Raw genomic sequence first — 19,097 nt, 5'->3', positions numbered from 1 at the left:
GCGGGGTCCTCCCTTGCAGGGAACAACGGGGAGCGGTCCGGCAAGCCGGGACCGGAACGGGGCCGTAACCGGCGTCCGGAACCGAAGACTGACAGCAGAACACTACTGTTGCCAACTAAAGTGACAGACACCAAAATTTAAAACAACACACCTCCAAAATGGGTCGCCGGAGTGTTACCGTCACTTCCACCCCTGTCACGACCCCGCCTCATGATGGGCCCCCACCGGATGAACGATGTCGCCTCCCCGGACCTGTGCCGACTGCTGATCCGCGCCCCCGGGCGCTCCTTCGAGATCGCAGCGCCCACCGAGGTCCCCCTCTCCGAGATCCTGCCCACCCTGGTGCTCTACGCCGAGGGTGACAACGGCGAGGACCTGGACGAGAGCGGGCTGGAGCACGACGGCTGGGTCCTCCAGCAACTGGGCGACGAGCCCCTGGAGGAGGACGAGACCCTCCGCTCCCTCGGACTCTGCCACGGAGAGACCCTCTACCTGCGCCCCCGCCGCGACCAGCTGCCGCCGGTGCACTTCGACGACCTCACCGACGGCGTCGCCACCGGCATGGGCGAGCGCGCCGACCGGTGGCGCCCCGAGGCCACCCGCGTCCTGCTCCAGGCGCTGGGGCTGGTCGTGCTCTTCACCGGTCTGGCGGTCCTGGTCAGCGGCGGCCCCGGCCTGCTGACCGCGGTGTCCGCCGCCTGCTCCTCCCTCCTCATGCTGCTGTCGGCCTGGGCGGCCTCGCGCGCCATGGGCGACCTGGCCGCCGCCACCGGCCTGGCCGCGGCGGCCACCCTGTACATGGCGGTGGCCGGAGCCTCCGTGCCCTCGGGCGACCCCGGCACCGCGCTGACCGGAGCGAGGGTCCTGACCGGCGCGGTGACCGCCGCCGGGGCCAGCGTGCTCGGCCTGGCGGCCGTGGCGGGCTCGGTGCCCTTCTTCGCGGGCCTGTTCACCGCCGAGGTGCTGTGCGCGCTGGGCGCGCTGTCCCTGATGTTCATCCCCGGCGCCACGGTCCCGGCCGTGGCGGCGCTGACGGCGCTCATCGCGCTGCTGCTGGGCACGTTCGCCCCCCAGCTGGCCTTCCGCCTCTCCGGCCTCAAACTGCCGCCCCTGCCCTCCAACCCCGACCAGCTCCAGGAGGGCATCGACCCCTACCCCGCGCGCGGGGTCCTGGACCGCACCGCGCTGGCCGACCGGTTCCAGACCGCCCTGTACGCCTCCACCGGCGCCGTCCTGACGGTCTGCCTGGTCGTGCTCGCCGCCTCCCCCGGGTGGGTGCCGATCACGCTGTGCGTCATCGTGTCGCTGGTGCTGCTGCTCCAGTCGCGCGGCCTGGCCAGCGCATGGCAGCGGTCCTTCGTGGTCGCGCCGCCCTGGATCGGGCTGACCGCGCTGGTCCTGGTCCTGGTGTGGACGGCCGACCCCCTGCCCCGCACCCTCGCCATGGTGGGCCTGTTCGCCGCCTCCGCGATCCTGGCGGTGGTGTCGTGGAACCTGCCGGGCACGCGGCCGCTGCCCCACTGGGGCCGGGCCGCCGAGATCATCCAGTCGCTGCTGACGGTGGCCATCGTGCCCCTGGTCCTGGCGATCTTCGGCGTGTTCTCGCTCCTGCGCGGAATCGGCGGCTGACATGCAGTCACGTCGCGACAGGGTGATGGCCCACAACTTCACGGTGGGCCGCCTGGGCACGGCCATGCTGGAGGGCGACCCCGACGCGGTCGACGCCCCCATGCGCCGCACCCGCACCGGCACCTACATCGGCGTCGCCATCGGCGCGGTGCTGTGCGTCGGCTTCCTCGTGTTCGGCCTGATCTTCCCCGGGGGCGCCACCAGCTGGCGCCAGGAGGGGCGGCTGATCGTGGACCGCGGCACCGGGGCCTCCTACCTGTACTCGGCCGGGACGCTGCGCCCCGTGGCCAACGGCGCCTCCGCCCGCCTGGTCCAGGGCGCCGACGCCGCCGTGAGCCTGGTCTCGGCCGACTCGCTGGAGGGCGTACCCGTGGGCGGCCCCGTCGGCATCGCCGGCGCGCCCGACGCACTGCCGACCACCGAGGGGCTGGAGGAGTCGGTCTGGCGGGTGTGCGCCCTGCCGCCCGAGGGCGAGGAGGACGAGCGGGGCCGCACCGCCCTCGTGGTCGGCACGGCCCCCGTCCCGAACCCGCCCTCCGCCGAACAGGCGGTCCTGGTCTCCGGCCCGGACGGCGCACCGCACCTGCTGTGGAACGGCACCCGCCTGCGCCTGGACGAGGAGGGCGGCGCCGTCCAGGCCCTCGGCTACGGCACGAGCGACGCCCCGCCCGTCACCTCCGCCTTCCTCAACACCGTGCCCACCGGCCCCGACCTGACCGCGCCCGAGGTTCCGGGCGCCGGCGAGGACGCGGGCGAGATGGCGGGCGAGCCCCGGCGCGTGGGGCAGGTGTTCGCGGTGTCCACCCCCGGTCAGGAGGACCAGCACTACCTGCTCACCCGGGACGGCCTGGTGCCGCTCTCCGTGACGCACGCGCTGCTGCTGCTGGCCGACCCGGACGTCTCGGGCGCCGCCTACCCCGACGCCCCCGCCGAGGCGCTGCCGCTGCCGGCGGGCGAGGCGCACAGCCGACTCTCCGACGGCCAGGGGCCGCGCGAGGAGCGCCACCCCGCCGCCCCGCCGGAACTGGTGGGTGCCGGCGCGGGCGTGCCGTGCCTGCGGCTGGCCCCCGACGGCTCGCTGTCGGTGAGCATGGACGACCCCGCCGGGGTGGAGGCCTGGCCGGTCCAGGAGCGGCCCGGCATCGCCCCCGGGTGCCCGACCCCCGACCTGGTCGGCATCGCCTCCGGCCGGGGCTCGCTCGCCGCCGCCCAGCCCGTGGGCGGTGGAGGCACCGCCACCACCCACTACCTCGTCACCGACAGCGTGGCGAAGTACCCGGTGCTCGACGAGACCGCTCTGACCTCCCTCGGCTACCAGACGGCCCAGGCCGTCCCGGTCCCGACCTCCCTGCTGCGGCTGCTGCCCTCCGGGCCGGTGCTCGACCCGGAGGCTGCCGCCCTCCCGCTGGCGCCCTCGTCGATGCTCGAGGACGCCGGATGCCCCTGATGGAACCAACAGAGGAGATCCCATGTCGCAGATGACACAGACTACGGACGATGGCGAACGGCTTGCGCAGGAGGCGATGACCGAGGCCCATGCCAAGTGCAACGAGGTCTACACCAGCGTGGACGCCACGCGTGACAAGCTGCGCGCCTCCTGGCAGGGAGCGGCCTCCAACAGCTACAGCGAGGCGGTCGTCGCCTGGCTGGAGGAGCTGCGGCTCATCACCAACGACATGAACCGGATGATCGGCACCTTCGGCGGCACCGTCCAGGCCATGCACAGCACGGAGGACGCCAACATCATCGCCGGTTCGCGGTGGATCAACGAGCTCAACCCGAACCAGGCCGGCTGAGTCCGGGCCGCCACCTCCACCCGCACCCGTCCCTTTCCGGAAGGCGAGACCATGAGCATCAACGGTTTCAGCGTCACCTACGCCTACGTCAACGAGGCCACCGACGAACTGCGCGCCCAGACCAAGAACGTCGAGAACCAGCTCGAGCAGCTCAACACGACGATGCAGTCCCTGCAGAGCCAGCTCGAGGGTGCCATGTTCACGGAGTACCAGAACAAGTACCGGTCCTGGCAGAGCAACGTGGCCGACATGAACACCCTGCTCCTCAAGGCCGAGATGGCCCTGAAGCAGATCAGCCACGAGTACTCCTCCACCGACAGTCGCGAGGCCATGAACTGGCAGGCGCTGCTGTAGTCCGCTCCCCCTCCCCCCCGGGGCGGGCGTCCCACCACTCCCCTCGCGGCCGCCCGCCCCGCTTCGCCTCACCCCATCCCCCGCCACCCCGACACAACCCAGACGAACTGCCGCCCTACGGGCGGTGAGGAGGTCCTGACGTGGAGTCCCCCCTCTTCGACTTCCGTGCTGCCCTCTCCGGGGAGGAGCCGGATCCGACCGAGACCGAGGAGGCCACCACCCTCCAGGAGCAGACCACCAACACGAACCGGTCGGAGTCCGCCCCGATCAGCGTGGACCTGACCAGCGGCCTGCTCATGCTCCGGCACGCCGGCTCCTCGGTCGAGGTGGACACCGCCACCCGGGAGGCGGTGCTCGACCCGGGCGACTCCGAGGTGAGCGTCGGCGACGACGGCGTGATGCTGTTCGGCACGCAGCAGACCGGGGACACCGGCTCCCCGCACGTACTCGCCGACCAGGGGGTCGCGCGGGTCGTCACGGTGTCCGCGCCCGAGTCCGGGGACGTCTCCGGACTGGAGCCCCACACGGAGAGCCGGTTCGAACCCGCGCACCCGGGAACACCGGCGCTCCCGGTCGAACCGGCGGCCAGGTCCGTCGGGGTGCCCGCCAACGCGGAGCCGGTCCCCGAGGGCGAGACCACGGAGCCCGTACCGCTGGAGCCCATGCTCGTCGCGGAGCCGCTCCAGCGCATGGAACCGATGCAGCCGCTGGAACCGGTGATCCCCGCCGAGCCGGCGATCCTCGCCGAGCCCGCCCAGCGGGTGGAGGCGGCGGAGCCCCTGGTGGGCAGGGAGGCCGAGCAGGGTGAGCTGCTGGAGCCGCTGACCCCCGTGGACACCGAGAACACGAAGGTGGTCTCCGGCGTGGAGCCCATCTCCGCCGACGCAGACGACCCCGCTCTCGGCGAGACCGGCTCCGAGATCCCCGGGGCTCCGGTCGTGACCCTGGACCCCGAGACGGGGGTCACCACCGTCGAGGCGGGCGAGCTGAAGTTCGTCCTGGACTCGGACGAGGGCACGATCAGCATCGAGCCCGGAGACAGGAACGTTCCCCTCGACCCCGAGGCGGCACCGGTCACCGTCGAGGCCGGACACCTGGGCCTGACCATCGACCCGGCCAAGGGGACCGTCGGGATCGAGACGGGCGGTTCCGGTGAGGGCGGGGAGAACCTGCCGACCACGATCGAGATCGGCGACCTGAAGCTCACCCTGGACCCCGAGACGGGCGAGGTCTCCCTCGACCCCGGCAGCGGGGACGTGGAGGTCGATCCCGAGACCGGTCTGATCACCGTGTCCGAGGACCTCGACGGCGAGGAGGGCTCCGGCGACGAGGACAGCGACGACCGCCCCGGCGCAGACCAACCCGGCCAAGACGAAGAGAACGACCGCCCCGGCAGCGACGGACCCGGCCAGGACCAAGCCTCCGACCACGACCGCCCCGGCGCAGACCAACCCGGCCAAGACGAGGAGAACGACCGCCCCGGCAGCGACGGACCCGGCCAGGACCAAGCCTCCGACCACGACCGCCCCGGCGCAGACCAACCCGGCCAAGACGAGGAGAACGACCGCCCCGGCAGCGACGGACCCGGCCAGGACCAAGCCTCCGACCACGACCGCCCCGGCGCAGACCAACCCGGCCAAGACGAGGAGAACGACCGCCCCGGCAGCGACGGACCCGGCCAGGACCAAGCCTCCGACCACGACCGCCCCGGCGCAGACCAACCCGGCCAAGACGAGGAGAACGACCGCCCCGGCAGCGACGGACCCGGCGAGGACGAGGCCTCAGAGGACGACCAGTCCGCAGGCGACGGACCCGGCACACCCGGCCAAGACGACTCCTCCAACCACGACCACACCGGCGGAGACCACACCGGCCAGGACGAAGCCTCCGAAGACGACCACTCCACAGGCAACGGACCCGGCACACCCGGCCAAGACGAAGAGAACGACCGCCCCGGCAGCGACGGACCCGGCCAGGACCAGGCCTCCGACCACGACCGCCCCGGCGCAGACCAACCCGGCCAAGACGAAGAGCAGGACTCCCCCGAACACGTGGAGAGCCACCGCCCCGGCGCGAACGACCCGGGCAGCGGCGGGACTCCGGGAGTGCCCGGGGGCACTCCCCCGCCCACGGTCGCGGCGGGGACCCACCGGGACGACCACATCACCGGCGGAGACGACGACTCAGACACCGCCGGGGACGACAGCGGTCCTGAGCACCTGGATCCGACCGTCTCGTTCGACCCCTCGGTCGTGGACACCTCCGAAACGCCCGACGAGGAGACCGGGGGCGGTGAGGACACTTCCGGGAGCGGCGGTGAAGAGGGACCCGGCAACGAGGAGGACACTGCCGGGGACGAAGAGGACACCGAGGGCGACGACGAAGAGGACGGCGAGGACACCGCCGGGGACGAAGAGGACTCCGAAGGAGACGACGAAGAGGACGGCGAGGACACCGAGGACACCGAGGACGACGAGGACGACGAGGAGGACGACGAGGAGGACGACGAGGAGGACGACGAGGAGGACGACGAGGACGACGAGGACGACGACGAGGACGACGAGGAGGACGGCGAGGACACCGGCACCGGGGACAGCGGAAGCGGCGACGAGGGTGCGGGCTCCGGCACTGGTGACAAGGGCACCAAGATCGACCTCGACCGGATCAGGGATTTCCGCTCGAAGATCGTGGAGCCCCTCCAGAAGGACCTCAACATCCTGGTCACCGAACTCTCCGTGTACGAAGGGGTGGCCGAAAGCGGTTACCAGCGGCTCGGAGACCCCGGCATCCTCGAAGAGGCCGGGCGGCTCACGAGCAAGATCGACAGTTCGATGAGCGGGATCTACGACTTCATCTACGGCCTGAACCAGGAACTGATCGAGATCGACCGCAGGCTCTCGGAGAACCTCATCGTCTTCGCCAACCTGGAGGACGAGCAGAACCTCACCGCCCAGGAAGTCCACAACCTGATCTATTCGAGCCAGAGCGGTTCGGGCGGCTCGGGCGGCTCGGGCGGCTCGGGCGGCTCGGGTGGTTCCGGTAACGGTAACGGCCAGGACGAGGACAGCAGCGAAACCTAGTCCACGAACGCGATCCGCAGAGGGAGGGGACCATGCCAGAACCAGAGATCAAGTACGAAGACCTGCCGGACAAGCCGCTGCACGAGCTCATGAACATCTTCGCCGGCACCGACGGCGACTACAAACCGATGGAGAGCATCGACACGGTCACCAAGGACCCCTGGGTCGCGGACGGGCGCTACCACTTCCATGAGACCACCAATCCTTTCACCGGCTTCTCCTGGAACTACGGCGGCCACGAGATGGACCGCTGGTGGAGTTACAGGGAGTACTACACGGCGTACACGACCGGGTACGGCGGCGGCAGCTACCCCTATGAGACCTACGGCATCGACTACGCCGGCTACACCATGCAGAAGCACCTGTGGGGCGAGAAGACCCTCAGCGACGGCAAGGAGGACCTGCACACAGACGACACCCCTCCCCCGCAGGACGGGTTCCGGCAGCAGCTGAGCAACCTGGCGCACCTGGCCGACTACGGGAACAACCAGCTGACGTCCGAGAACTGGGACCTCACCCGGCTGCAGAAGACCATCGACAGCCTGGGCACGCTCTACGACACGCTGACTCCCTACATCGACGGTGAGGGAGGCAGTCTGAACAAGCTGTGGCAGGAGATCGACGTCCCCGACGGAGCCATGCAGGGCTCGGCCGCCGCGGCGTACAAGTACCGCCTCCAGGACATGGCGTACCGGATGACCTCCGTGCACATGGAGCTCCCCGAGTTCAAGGCGGAGCTGGAGCGGGTCAAGACGGTCCTGACGTTCGCCACAGCCGTCCTCGCCTACACGGTGGACCAGGCCCTCAACACCAGGGGAGGGCGCGTCCAGGAGGTACTCGACGACTGGTACTTCTACACCTCCGCGGGGACGGAGGAGTTCAACCCGGAGCGGGACCAGTTCCAGGTCACGATCGCCTATCCCGAGGAGACCGGCGGGGACAAACTGACCGGTATCCCCGGCGATCCGCCGACCCAGGACAACATCAACAACGTGCTCTACCAGAGGTTCCGCAACCACTACGAGGGCGTCTACGAGGCCGCCAACCAGGTGCGCGACCTCATGGCGCACACCTACACGCAGGCGCACGCCACCATACCGGTCATCGTGGACCCCGCTCCGCTCCCGCCGCCGACCCCCGAGACCGGTGGCGGCGGCAACGGACCCGGCGGCGAGAACCCGTTCGGCGACTGGGACAACCCCTTCGGTGACTGGGAGATCGACAACCCCTTCGGTGACTGGGAAATCGACAACCCCTTCGGCGACTGGGACAACGAGGGAGGCGGTCCGCCCCCGCCGCCGCCACCGCCCCCGCCGCCACCGCAGCTCCCGTACAACGGCCCCGGAACCGGTGGTCAGGGCCCCGGGAACGAAGAGTTCCTGCCCCCGCCGCCTCCGCCGAACCTCGGGCTCAACGGGCCCGGCACAGGCAACCCCGAGGGCCTGGGCGGTCCGCCGCCTCCCACCCCGGACCTGGGCCTCAACGGGCCCGGCTTCGATCAGCTGGGCAACAACAGCCTCGTGCCCCCGCCGCCTCCCAACGACCTCGGCCTCAACGGGCCCGGCTTGGGCCAGGGGGGCAACAACGGTTCCTTCGTGCCCCCGCCACCCCCCAACGACCTCGGCCTCAACGGCCCCGGCTTGGGCCAGGGGGGCAACAACGGTTCCTTCGTGCCCCCACCGCCCCCCAACGACCTCGGCCTCAACGGCCCCGGCTTCGGCAGCGGCGGAGGCAACGACCCCGGCATGAACGGGCCCTTCATCCCGCCGCCCCCGCCTCCGAACCTCGGCCTCAACGGCCCGGGAAGCGGCCGCGGGGGCTACAACGGCTCCCTGGAACGCGATCCGGCGACGGGGCTCCCGATCAACCCCGAGACCGGCCAACCCTTCCCCGTCGACCCCGAGACCGGACTGCCCTACAACCCCGACACCGGGCTGCCCATCAACTACGACCCCGAGACCGGGCGGGCCCTGCCCATCGACCCCGTCACCGGAGAACCGGTCCCCATCGGGGAGAGGGGCAGCTCCCTGGAGTTCGACCCGGCCACAGGGCTCCCGATCAACCCCGAGACCGGCCAACCCTTCCCCGTCGACCCCGAGACCGGACTGCCCTACAACCCCGACACCGGGTTGCCCATCAACTACGACCCCGAGACCGGGCAGGCCCTGCCCATCGACCCCGTCACCGGGCTGCCCATCAACTACGATCCCCAGACCGGGCAGGCCCTGCCCATCGACCCCGTCACCGGAGAACCGGTCCCCATCGGGGAGAGGGGCAGCTCCCTGGAGTTCGACCCGGCCACAGGGCTCCCGATCAACCCCGAGACCGGCGAGCCCTTCCCCGTCGACCCCGAGACCGGACTGCCCTACAACCCCGAGACCGAACTGCCCATCAACTACGACCCCGAGACCGGGCAGGTCCTGCCCATCGACCCCGTCACCGGGCAGCCGGTCGGTATCGACCCGGTCACCGGGCTGCCCACCGACTACGACTACGGGTTGCAGCCGCCCCTGCCGCCGCCCGACCTCGGCCTCAACGGCCCGGGCACCTCCGACGACTACGACTACGGGCTGCGGCCGCCGCCGCTGCCGGAGGACCTGGGCCTCAACGGCCCGGGGTCGGGCAGCGACGTACCGATCAACCCGATCACCGGCGAGCCCTACGTCATCGACCCCATGACCGGTCGGCCCTACCCGATCAACCCCGAGACCGGGGAGCCGATCAGGAGCAACTACACGGGCCCGGGACAGGAGCCCCCGGACGTCCTGCCGCCGCCGCTGGCCCCCGACGACCGCGGCCTCAACTACGGCGGTCTCAGCCCGAGCCCCTACTCCAGCGACGGACCCGGCGCTCCGGACAGCTCCGACCGCTCCTCGCTGTTCGCCAACCCCGACGGCACCCAGTACCCGGCGGGCGGCCCCCAGGGGACCTCCGGCGGACCGGGCACTCCGGGCGGCGCCGGCGGGCTCGGCGGCGTGGGAGGGCTGGGCGGCCAGCCCGGCGCGGGCGCCGGAGCCGGCGGTATGGGGGGCATGGGCGGCATGCCGATGATGCCCCCCATGATGGGCGGCATGGGCGGCGGTATGGGCGGTGGCGGCGGCGACAACAACCGCGACCGCCAGCGCTCCACCTGGCTCTCCGAGGACGAGAAGGTCTGGGGAACCACGGCCGACGCGCAGAGATCCGCACTGGGACGCCCCGTGCCCGGTCAGAGCAAGAAGGGAGCCACCCGGCATGAGTTCGCAGATGCAACGCCAGATGGAAGAGGAACTGGCACAGCTTCACAAGACGATGGGCCTGCTGGCGGACGCAAGCGCAAACCTGGAGGCGGCAACCGAAGAGGTCGTGGCCAAGAACAGGCTCGTGGGCGCGAAGGTGAACGCGACGGGTGAGCTGGTCGAGCTGAAGTTCCACACCCAGGCCTACCGGGACATGGCCCCCACCGAGCTGGCCGCCGCCATCACCGAGGTGGTCAACAAGGCGCGGAGCCAGATGGCCGAGCGCGTCTCGAAGGCCTACAGCCCCTTCATGCCGGACGTGACGAGCGCGGAGGAGGTCATGAGCGGCGAGCTGGACCCGCTCAAGCTGCTCGACCGGCTGGGCATCCCCTCCGAGAACCCGCGGCACTAGGCGTCCCGCGCCGCACCCGCGGTTGAGGACCACGAGAGGAGACGGACATGACGACCGGCGGCGACTTCTTCGCCGACCTCGACGGCATGGACAGGAACAGCTGGAGCGTCAACGACGCGGCCGAGTACGCCCGTGAACTCCAGCAGTGGCTGAGCAGCGAGCTGGACGCCCTGGGCCCCCTCTGGGGCGAGGGCGACAAGTTCGCCGACGACATGGACAAGTCCCTGGGCGTGCTCAAGACCTCCATCGACGAGTACCTGGGGTTCCTGGTCATCGCGGCGGAGGACACCAGCGCCATCCTCGGCGGCACCAAGGAGAAGTTCGGCCGCTCCGAGGAGGACAACATCAACACCGTCCCGGACATAGACGGCACGAACGGGACCGGGGGACGCCGGTGACCCCCGAGCCCACCCCCGCCTCCCCGTGCGGCCGCTCCCGCGGCCGCACGGGCCCCCCGAGAAGGAGTTCCGATGGCTGAGAGCGCGCAGGCTCGCGGCGAGGCCGAGGGCCGCCCCGCACCGGCGCCCGACTTCCGGTCCGCGCTCGGCGGAGGAGCCGACGGCACGGTCTCCGACGGTTCCGCGGGCTCCGCGGCGCGCGTCGCGCCCGCGCCCCCGTCCGGAGCGGTCGAGGGGGCGGGGGCGGCCGAGGCCGTGCCCGGCCCCCGGATCACCGGTGCCCTGCACGAGCCCGCCGCTCCCCAGGCCCCCGAGGTGGCCCTGGACCGTCCGGGCAAGCCCGTCCTGGCGGGCGCGGCCATCGCGGGCCTGCTGCTGGTCGCCGCCCCCTTCGCCATGACGGCGGGGGTTCCCGGGGTCACCCTGGACACGACGCCGCTCGCCTCGGGCGCGGGCGGCGCGGACGGCACCGGCGGCCAGACCTCGGGCACCGCCGAGTCGGGCGCCTCGGCCGGCGGCGAGTCCGGGGCCGTCGCGGCTCCGGCCGACGCGGGCGCCGCGCCCGCGGCCCAGCAGGGCGGCGCGCCCCAGGAGACCGGCTATGTCCCCGAGGTGGTCGGGGACGGGGCCTCGGCCCCGACGATGCCCGACCCGGGCAACGCCGCCGCCGGCGGGGGGAACCCCGTGCAGACCGCCCCCGCCGCGCAGGAGGTCCCGGACACGGCGGCCGCCGGTGCACCGGAGTCCGGGGGCGGCGTCGGCGAGGCGACCGCAGCCGGGGAGCCCGGCGCGGAGAGCGCCGGGGAGCCGGACGCCGGGAACGCCGCCGGAGAGCCGGGGACCGAGGGAGCCGCGGCCGGGGACGGTGACACGGCCGCCGGTCCCTCCGCCGGCGAGGAAGGCGCGGACCAGACGGCCGGGGAGGACACGGCGGCCGCGGGAGACGAGGGCGCCGGGACCTCCGGGGAGGGGGAGACCGAGGGAGCCGCGGCCGGGGAGAGTGCCGGGAACGGCGACACCGGCACCGGCGACACCGGCACAGCCCCGGAGGAGATGAACGCCCCCCTCGCCGACACCACCGGCACCGGGGACACCGCCCGTGAGAGCGGGGCCGCCGGGAACGGCGACACCGCGGGCGGCGGCTCGGCGCCCGCCGACGCTCCGGCCTCGGAGGGCGGGGGCTCGGTCCTGGCGGACTCGGGCGCGCTGACGGCGGCCTCGGAGCCCGAACCCTTCCTCGCCGTCGCGGGGCCGGGCTGCCAGGCCTCCCCCGGCGCCTCCTACACCAACGAGGGGCGCTGGGACAGCGCGGAGGGCACCGCCAGTTGGGCCACACGGCCCGGCGGGTACGCTCAGGAGGGCTGTGACGGCGGCTACGAGGCCCTTCCCGTCTCGGGCGACCCGGAACAGGGCAACGGGCAGTACGCCACCTGGACCTTCACCCCCGGGGAGGCGGGGGTCGCGTGCGAGCTCTACGTCCACGTGCCCGACGACGAGAGCCCGCTGTGGATCTCCCCCGGGGAGGCGAAGTACCAGCTCTTCTCCGGTCCCGCGGCCGAGGGGTCGCCCGTGGCGGTCTTCGGGATCGACCAGGCGGGGATCCGGGGCGGCTGGGTCCAGGTGACCGGGTTCACCTCCCCCACGGAGGAGTTCACCGTCCAGCTCACCAACGCGGGGACCGACGCCCTCGCGGACCAGGAGCACGCCAGCTCGCACGTGGCCGCCTCGGCGGTGCGCGCGTCCTGCTCCTGACCCCACCCCCGGCGGGGCGGCTCCGGCCGCCCCGCCACCGCCCCTCCCCCGACTTAGGAAGACACCGATGACCAGGCAGCTCCTCACCGTCGACGCCGACGCTCAGGACGGGCACGCGACGATCACCGAGGCGGTCGAGGCCGCTGACAGCGGCGCCCTCATCACCATCGCCCCCGGTCGCTACGAGGAGAGCCTCGTCCTGCGCGACGTGGTCACCCTGATGGCCCGCGACGGCCTGGGCAGCGTGGAGATCACCACCGCCAGCGGCTGTGCCGTGGTCTCGGGCGCCGAGGCGGTCAAGCTGTCGGGTCTGGTCCTGCGCGGCCGCCACGCCGACTACCCCGCGGTGGACATCCCCCTCGGGCAGCTGGAGATGGCCGACTGCGAGGTGGAGGGCGCCTCGTGGACCGCGGTGTCGGTGCGCGGCGAGGGCGCGCTCGCCATGCGCGACAGCCGCGTCACCTGCTCGGCGGGGGCGGGTGTGGTGATCACCTCCTCGGGACCGAGCGTCATCGAGGACTGCGTGGTCGAGGAGGTCGACACCAGCGCCGTGGTCATCGGCGAGCAGGCCCGCCCCACCATCCGCTCCTGCGTGCTGCGCGACGCCGGGGGCAACGGGGTGTTCGCCAGCGGGCAGTCCGGGGGCACGATCCGCGACTGCGAGATCTCGGGGACCAAGAAGCCCGCGGTGGCGCTGGAGGAGGGGTCGGCCACCTCGCTGCTGGGCGCGCGCGTGCACGACGTCGAGGGCGACGGGCTGGTGGTCTCCAGCAGGTCGCGCCCGCTGGTCGAGGACTGCGTGTTCGAGGACGTGGGCGGACGCGGCGTCGTCGTGCACAACGGGTCGGACCCGCAGGTGGCGCGGGTGCGCGTGGCCCGTACCAAGGGCGTGGCCATCCACCTGTCCGGCCGGGCGCGCGGGACCTTCGCCGAGTGCGAGGTGGAGGAGTCGGAGGGTAACGCCGTGCTCGCCGAGGAGCGCGCCTCCACCGCCTTCCTCGGCCTGGTCGTGCGCGGCGGACAGGGGCTGAGCCTGGGCGGCGACAGCGTCGTGGAGTTCGACCGCGGACTGGTCAGCGAGACCGCCGGTCCCGGCGTGGTCGTCGAGCAGTGCGCCCCGTTCCTGCGCGCGACCGCGATCACCGGGACCAGGAGCCAGGGCGTGGTGTTCGGCAGGGGCGGGCGCGGACGCCTGGAGGACGTGACGCTGGAGCGCACCGGCAAGAGCGCGGTGTCGGTGGAGGAGGGCGGCGCGCCCCTGCTGACCGGCGTGCAGGTCTCCGGGAGCCGCGACGCCGGGATCTCGGTGGGTTCGGGCGGGTCCGCCGACGTGCGCGACTGCGACGTGTCCGCGTGCACGGGCGACGGCATCGCCGTGCGGGCCGGGGGCAAGGCGACGGTGCTGCGCACCCGGGTCTACAACGGCCGCCGCAACGGCGTGCTGGTGGCGGCCAAGGCGAGCGCCACGCTGCGCCGGTGCGAGGTGTTCGGCAACGGCGCCGACGGCATCCTCGTGCACTCCGCCGAGGACGTGGCGGTGGAGGACTGCTCGGTGCGCGACAACGGCCGCTCCGGGCTGCGCCAGACCGTGGCCAGCCAGAGCATGCGCACGGAGGAGCTGCTCAGCCGCGGCAACGGGGCCCCGGACGCCTTCGGTGACCTGGCGGGCGCGCCCGTTCCGCTGCCGGAGGCCCCCCTCCCCGAGGAGGGGGACGAGGAGGCCGAGGAGGTCGGCCCCATGATGGAGCTGGACCGGCTGGTGGGTCTGTCCGGGGTCAAGCACGAGGTCAAGACGCTCGTCACCCGCAACCAGATGGCCCAGCGCCGGGCGGAGATGGGTCTGCCCACACCGCCCATGAGCCGCCACCTGGTCTTCGGCGGCGCGCCCGGTACGGGCAAGACCACCGTGGCGCGGCTGTACGGGCAGATCCTCGCCGAACTGGACGTGCTGCGCTACGGGCACGTGGTGGAGGTGGCCCGCGCCGACCTGGTCTCGCAGTACGTGGGCGGCACGGCGATCAAGACCACCGAGGTGTTCGAGCGGGCCAAGGGCGGCGTGCTGTTCGTCGACGAGGCCTACACGCTGGCCAACGGCAGCGAGGGCGGCGGCAGCGGCCCCGACTTCGGCCGGGAGGCCATCGACACCCTGGTCAAGCTCATGGAGGACCACCGCGACGAGGTCGTGGTGATCGTCGCGGGCTACACCGAGGAGATGCAGAGCTTCCTCGACACCAACCCCGGCCTGGCCTCCCGGTTCAGCCGGACCATCGAGTTCACCAACTACTCGCCGGAGGAGCTGACGCAGATCGTGCGCAACATGTGCGTCTCGCACAGCTACCGGATGGCCGAGGAGACCGAGGCGGCCCTGCTCGCCCACTTCGAGCGGGTGCCCAAGGGCCCGGCGTTCGGCAACGGCCGCGAGGCCCGCAAGCTGTTCGAGGAGATGATCGACCGCCAGGCGTTCCGGCTGGGCGGGAGCATCCCCGACAGCCCGGACTCGCTCACCCTCCTGCTGCCCGAGGACCTCGGGGAGGCGGCGGAGGAGGAGCAGCTCGGCGGCACGGCGGACGCGATCGCGGCCCTGCGCGGGGAGCTCAACGCCATGGTGGGCCTGGCCAGCGTCAAGGAGACCGTCAACGACCTGGCCAACCTGCTGCTGATGTCGCAGCAGCGGCGCGCCATGGGGCTCCAGGTGGCGCCGATGAGCCACCACCTGGTGTTCGCCGGTCCCCCCGGTACCGGTAAGACGACCGTGGCCCGTCTGTACGGCAAGCTCCTGCACGCCCTGGGGGTGCTGCGCAGCGACCACGTGGTGGAGGCGGCCCGGTCGGACCTGGTCGGGCGCTACGTCGGGCACACCGCCCAACTGACCGCCGAGGTGTTCGAGCGGGCCAAGGGCGGCGTGCTGTTCGTGGACGAGGCCTACTCGCTGGCGCCGCGCGGAGCGGGCAACGACTTCGGACAGGAGGCCATCGACACCCTGGTCAAGCTCATGGAGGACCACCGCGACGAGGCGGTGGTCATCGTCGCCGGGTACACCAACGAGATGCAGCGCTTCCTGGACTCCAACCCCGGTCTGGCCTCGCGGTTCAACCACCAGGTGGAGTTCCCCGACTACAGCGACGACGAGCTGGTCACCATCGTCGAGCGGATGGCGAAGGGGTCGGGCTACACCTGCGGCGAGCAGACGACGGCGGCCCTGCGCGAGCACTTCTCGGGGGTGGTCCGCGACGTCAACTTCGGCAACGCCCGCTACGCGCGCCAGGTGCTGGAGCGGATGATCACCCGTCAGGCGGGCCGCCTGGTCAACGGCGTCCAGAACGCCACCCGGGAGGACTTCACCACCCTGCTGCCCGAGGACATCCCGGCCCGCTGACCCCGCGGCCCGGGCGGGCGGCGGGACGCTCGGCACACGGCGGGCGCCGTGCCGTGGGCGGGGCGGAGGGCCGGGGCTCCCTCCCGGAGGACGCCATGGGGGCCGTCCTCCGGGAGGGAGCCCGGTCACGGACTCAGCCGTGGCCGGGCGCGTGCCCGCCGACCTCCTCGCGCAGCTGTTCCAGCACCCCCGACAGCAGCCGGGACACGTGCATCTGGGAGTACCCCAACCGGTCCGCGATCTCGGACTGGGTGTGGTCCCCGAAGAACCGCAGCCGCAGGATCTCCCGCTCGCGGGCGGGCAGGCGCGCCAGCGCGGGCTTGAGCGACTCGCGCTCCACCACCCGGTCCAGCGCCGCGTCCTCACAGCCCAGGTGGTCCTCCAGGCGCGTGCCCTCCTGCCCCTCGGAATCGGAGGAGTCGGGCGCGTCCAGGGACAGCGACCGGTAGGACTCCGAGACCTGGATGAGCTCGCCGACCTCGGCCTCGGGCAGCCCCATCTCCTCGGAGAGTTCGTGGACCGTGGGCGTGCGCGCGTGGGCCTGCTGGAACTCCCCCGTCACCCGGCGCAGCTTCACCCGGTTCTCCTGGTGGCGGCGCGGCACCCGCACCGCCCAGGTGTGGTCGCGGAAGTGCCGCTTGATCTCCCCCGTCACCGTGGGCAGCAGGTAGGAGATGAAGGGCTTGCCGCGGGCCGGGTCGTAACCGCGCACGGCCTTGACCAACCCCACCATCGCGGTCTGCTTCAGGTCCTCCAGCGGCTCACCGCGCCCCCCGTAGCGGCGCGCGATCTTGTTGATCAACGGCTGGTAGAGCACGACCACCCGCTCGCGCAGCTCGTCGGCCCTGGGGTCGTCTTCGGCGAGCTCACGCAGCTGGGAGATCAGCTCCTCGGGGCGGACCTCCCCGGTCTCCCGGACCTCTCCGGTCCCCGTGTCCTCGGGGACGGTGTCCTCGACCGGCCTGCGCGGTCTGGGGATCACGGGCAACCGGTCGGTGACGGTCGTTGACGTGTGTGTTTCGTTGAGAGACGTGGACAAGAGGAAACCCCCCGGTGCTCTGTCCTGTGTGCTCATGTACCTGCCTGGGCAGGACACCGGCGGCGCGATCCCGCGCGCGACCCGCGGGGCCGGTGGCCCTGTGGCTGGCGGGACAGCCGCGATGCACAGACTAGGTTCCCTCAGGAACGGCTTCAAAAGCCGCGAATACAAATTTTTCTACAATAAGACAATTATCTTGCAAAAAGCGACAAATTGCCTCAACTTCGACACGGGACGCCTTTTCGTCCCGTGGCCCCTCTCCCGGTGCTCCCGAGGCACCGCGACCGGCTCCCCCGCCGAGGGGACCCGCGTCGGTCGGATACACAGTCGCACGGTTCCGGGCTCCGGACGCGAACCGACACGTGCGCGAGAGCCCCGGAGCGCCCGCCCCGGCACCGGGGTGGGCGGCGGACCGGGGTCGCAGGCGCCGCCGGAAGGGCCTGCGGACCGGGGTTCCGCGGGACCCGGGGGCACCGGTTCCGGGCGCCCGGGCCCGGCGGAGTCGGGGGGAGGGACGCCTAGGGAGCCCGGGCCTACCTCGGTGTCAGCGGGCTGGCGAGGAGCAGCCCGGCCCCCGTGGCCGTGCCCGCGCCGACACCGCCCAGGCACAGTTCCTGGAGCGCCTCGCTGTCACGCACCACGGCCTCGCCGGTGAAGTGGTACCGCGCGGGCCTGCCGCCCAGGTGCTTCCACCGCACCGAGGTGACGTCCAGCGCGCCCGAGAACTTGCCGTCCAGCCAGCCCTCGAACTCCTCCTCCGGAAGGGGGGCCCGCTTGCCGCGCGGGCGCGCCCCCTCACCGGCGGCCCCGGCTCCGCGCGGCGCGGTGGGCGCCGTGATGAGCTCCCAGCGGACGGTCTCGCCCTCGGAGTAGCGCGGCATCGGGTGGATCGCGGCGGAGGTCGCGCCGGGGACCTTGCCCCAGGCTGGGGCGGTGTCGGAGCTGACCACCAGCGTGCTCGGCGAGGTGCGCGCCCACAGCACGCGGGCGTCGGACTCGGGGTCGGGATCGACCGCTCTGCGCACGGCCTGCCCCATGACCGCCCACTGGTCCATCCGGGCGCTGCGCTTGGGGTCGAGGTTGATGCGGGACAGGTACAAGGAGTTCCCCTCCGGGGCGTCCCCGCCGGGGCGGGGGTCGGTGTTCGTGTTCGGTCGCGGGCCGTCGAGGATCGCCTCCGCCCGGAACGGAGTTCCCACTGTACGAGGCGCCGGACCCCGGGTCGGACCGTCCCACGGCGCCGTCGTCGGGCATGGCTAGAGTACGCACCATGCACGAACACGGCGCCTTGCCTCCCCAGGGCCCCCGCCCTCCCCGGCAGCCCCGTCACCAGGCGCCTCCCCCCGGCCACCAGCCTCCCGCCGGGCAGCGGCAGGCCCACCCCCTCCCCGGCCAGACGCCCGTCCAGCGGCCTCCGGCCGAAAAGGGCTCCGTCGGACGGACCCTCGCCTGGATCGGCTGCGGCTGCGGCACGCTCCTCCTCCTGGCCGTGGCGGGCGCCGGATTCGGCGGAGCGTACTACCTCGGCTGGTTCGGCCCGGAGGACGTCCACTCCGCTCCCCAGAGCCCGTGCGACGTCCTGGACACCGAAGCCGCGAGCGGGATCGCCGGGAACGGCGAGGACCTGGAGGTCTACGAGGCGGACCACTCCTACGCCTACGGCGCCGAGGGCCTGGAGTGCGTCGTCTCCCCCGGGTACGGGGCCGCGTCCGGGCACGAGGTGGACCTGCGCACCATCGTCTTCACCAATCGGGTGGACGGGATCCGCAAGGAGAACGGCGAGGAGGCCGCCAGGACCTACTTCTACTCCAACCGTCCGGAGTCCGACGGCTCCGGGACCGCGACCTGCCCGGACGGCAGGGCCCCGCTCAGCGGGACCCGGAACGGCTCCGGGTACGCCCTGTACCGCCTGGACAACCTCGTCGTGGAGGTCGAGGTGCTGCCCGCGGGCTCCGGGGCCGAGGAGTCCCTCAACGAGGCGGACCGCACCCAGGCGGCCGTGGACCTGCTCTGCGACGCCCTCTCCCGCGTGGAGTGAGGCGG

At 72.5% G+C, this 19,097-nt stretch carries 13 protein-coding genes; 11 read left to right on the top strand and 2 right to left on the bottom strand.

What is annotated here, in order from left to right:
• Positions 1 to 210: 210 nt before the first annotated feature.
• From eccD to UIS43_RS27805, 10 genes are all read left to right on the top strand, one after another.
• Positions 211 to 1,629 carry a type VII secretion integral membrane protein EccD gene (eccD, locus tag UIS43_RS27850; protein WP_013152255.1) on the top strand — a complete coding sequence of 473 codons (1,419 nt, stop codon included), beginning with the start codon at positions 211 to 213 and terminating at the stop codon, positions 1,627 to 1,629.
• 1 nt (position 1,630) lies between these two features.
• Positions 1,631 to 3,076, top strand: a complete 1,446-nt coding sequence (eccB, locus tag UIS43_RS27845) for a type VII secretion protein EccB (RefSeq protein WP_013152254.1) — start codon at positions 1,631 to 1,633, stop codon at positions 3,074 to 3,076.
• A gap of 22 nt (positions 3,077 to 3,098) precedes the next feature.
• Entirely contained in the window at positions 3,099 to 3,425 is a 327-nt protein-coding gene (locus UIS43_RS27840) for a hypothetical protein (RefSeq protein WP_013152253.1), read from the top strand.
• Positions 3,426 to 3,476: 51 nt separating this feature from the next.
• The gene (locus UIS43_RS27835) at positions 3,477 to 3,779 is read left to right on the top strand and encodes a WXG100 family type VII secretion target (RefSeq protein WP_013152252.1); all 303 of its coding nucleotides are present in this window, start codon (positions 3,477 to 3,479) and stop codon (positions 3,777 to 3,779) included.
• Between the two features lie 140 nt (positions 3,780 to 3,919).
• Positions 3,920 to 6,859: an AAA family ATPase gene (locus UIS43_RS27830; protein ID WP_370012116.1), complete on the top strand. Its 2,940-nt coding sequence runs from the start codon at positions 3,920 to 3,922 to the stop codon at positions 6,857 to 6,859.
• Between the two features lie 32 nt (positions 6,860 to 6,891).
• Positions 6,892 to 10,251: a hypothetical protein gene (locus tag UIS43_RS27825; protein WP_370012115.1), complete on the top strand. Its 3,360-nt coding sequence runs from the start codon at positions 6,892 to 6,894 to the stop codon at positions 10,249 to 10,251.
• The gene (locus tag UIS43_RS27820; RefSeq protein WP_071621734.1) at positions 10,151 to 10,489 is read left to right on the top strand and encodes a YbaB/EbfC family nucleoid-associated protein; all 339 of its coding nucleotides are present in this window, start codon (positions 10,151 to 10,153) and stop codon (positions 10,487 to 10,489) included. The genes UIS43_RS27825 and UIS43_RS27820 overlap by 101 nt, the downstream gene beginning before the upstream one ends.
• A gap of 47 nt (positions 10,490 to 10,536) precedes the next feature.
• Positions 10,537 to 10,887 (top strand): hypothetical protein, encoded by a 351-nt coding sequence (locus UIS43_RS27815; RefSeq protein WP_013152248.1) that lies wholly within the window; start codon positions 10,537 to 10,539, stop codon positions 10,885 to 10,887.
• 72 nt (positions 10,888 to 10,959) lie between these two features.
• Entirely contained in the window at positions 10,960 to 12,639 is a 1,680-nt protein-coding gene (locus UIS43_RS27810) for a hypothetical protein (RefSeq protein ID WP_370012113.1), read from the top strand.
• 67 nt (positions 12,640 to 12,706) lie between these two features.
• Entirely contained in the window at positions 12,707 to 16,015 is a 3,309-nt protein-coding gene (locus UIS43_RS27805) for a right-handed parallel beta-helix repeat-containing protein (protein ID WP_370012112.1), read from the top strand.
• A gap of 133 nt (positions 16,016 to 16,148) precedes the next feature.
• On the opposite strand, the gene UIS43_RS27800 is transcribed toward UIS43_RS27805, so the two are convergent.
• Together UIS43_RS27800 and UIS43_RS27795 are read right to left on the bottom strand one after the other, a co-directional pair.
• On the bottom strand, positions 16,149 to 16,997 hold the full coding sequence (locus UIS43_RS27800; RefSeq protein ID WP_049800357.1) for a SigB/SigF/SigG family RNA polymerase sigma factor: 849 nt from the start codon (positions 16,995 to 16,997) through the stop codon (positions 16,149 to 16,151).
• Positions 16,998 to 17,587: 590 nt separating this feature from the next.
• Positions 17,588 to 18,154, bottom strand: coding sequence for a type I-E CRISPR-associated protein Cas6/Cse3/CasE (locus tag UIS43_RS27795; RefSeq protein WP_117199147.1), 567 nt, complete (start codon positions 18,152 to 18,154; stop codon positions 17,588 to 17,590).
• Between the two features lie 170 nt (positions 18,155 to 18,324).
• On the opposite strand from UIS43_RS27795, the gene UIS43_RS27790 reads away from it, so the two are divergent.
• Positions 18,325 to 19,092: a hypothetical protein gene (locus tag UIS43_RS27790; protein WP_370012111.1), complete on the top strand. Its 768-nt coding sequence runs from the start codon at positions 18,325 to 18,327 to the stop codon at positions 19,090 to 19,092.
• Positions 19,093 to 19,097: the final 5 nt, after the last annotated feature.

This window comes from Nocardiopsis sp. LDBS0036 (assembly GCF_041228755.1).
Lineage (GTDB): Bacteria > Actinomycetota > Actinomycetes > Streptosporangiales > Streptosporangiaceae > Nocardiopsis > Nocardiopsis dassonvillei.
This window is presented reverse-complemented; position numbering and strand designations above follow the sequence as displayed.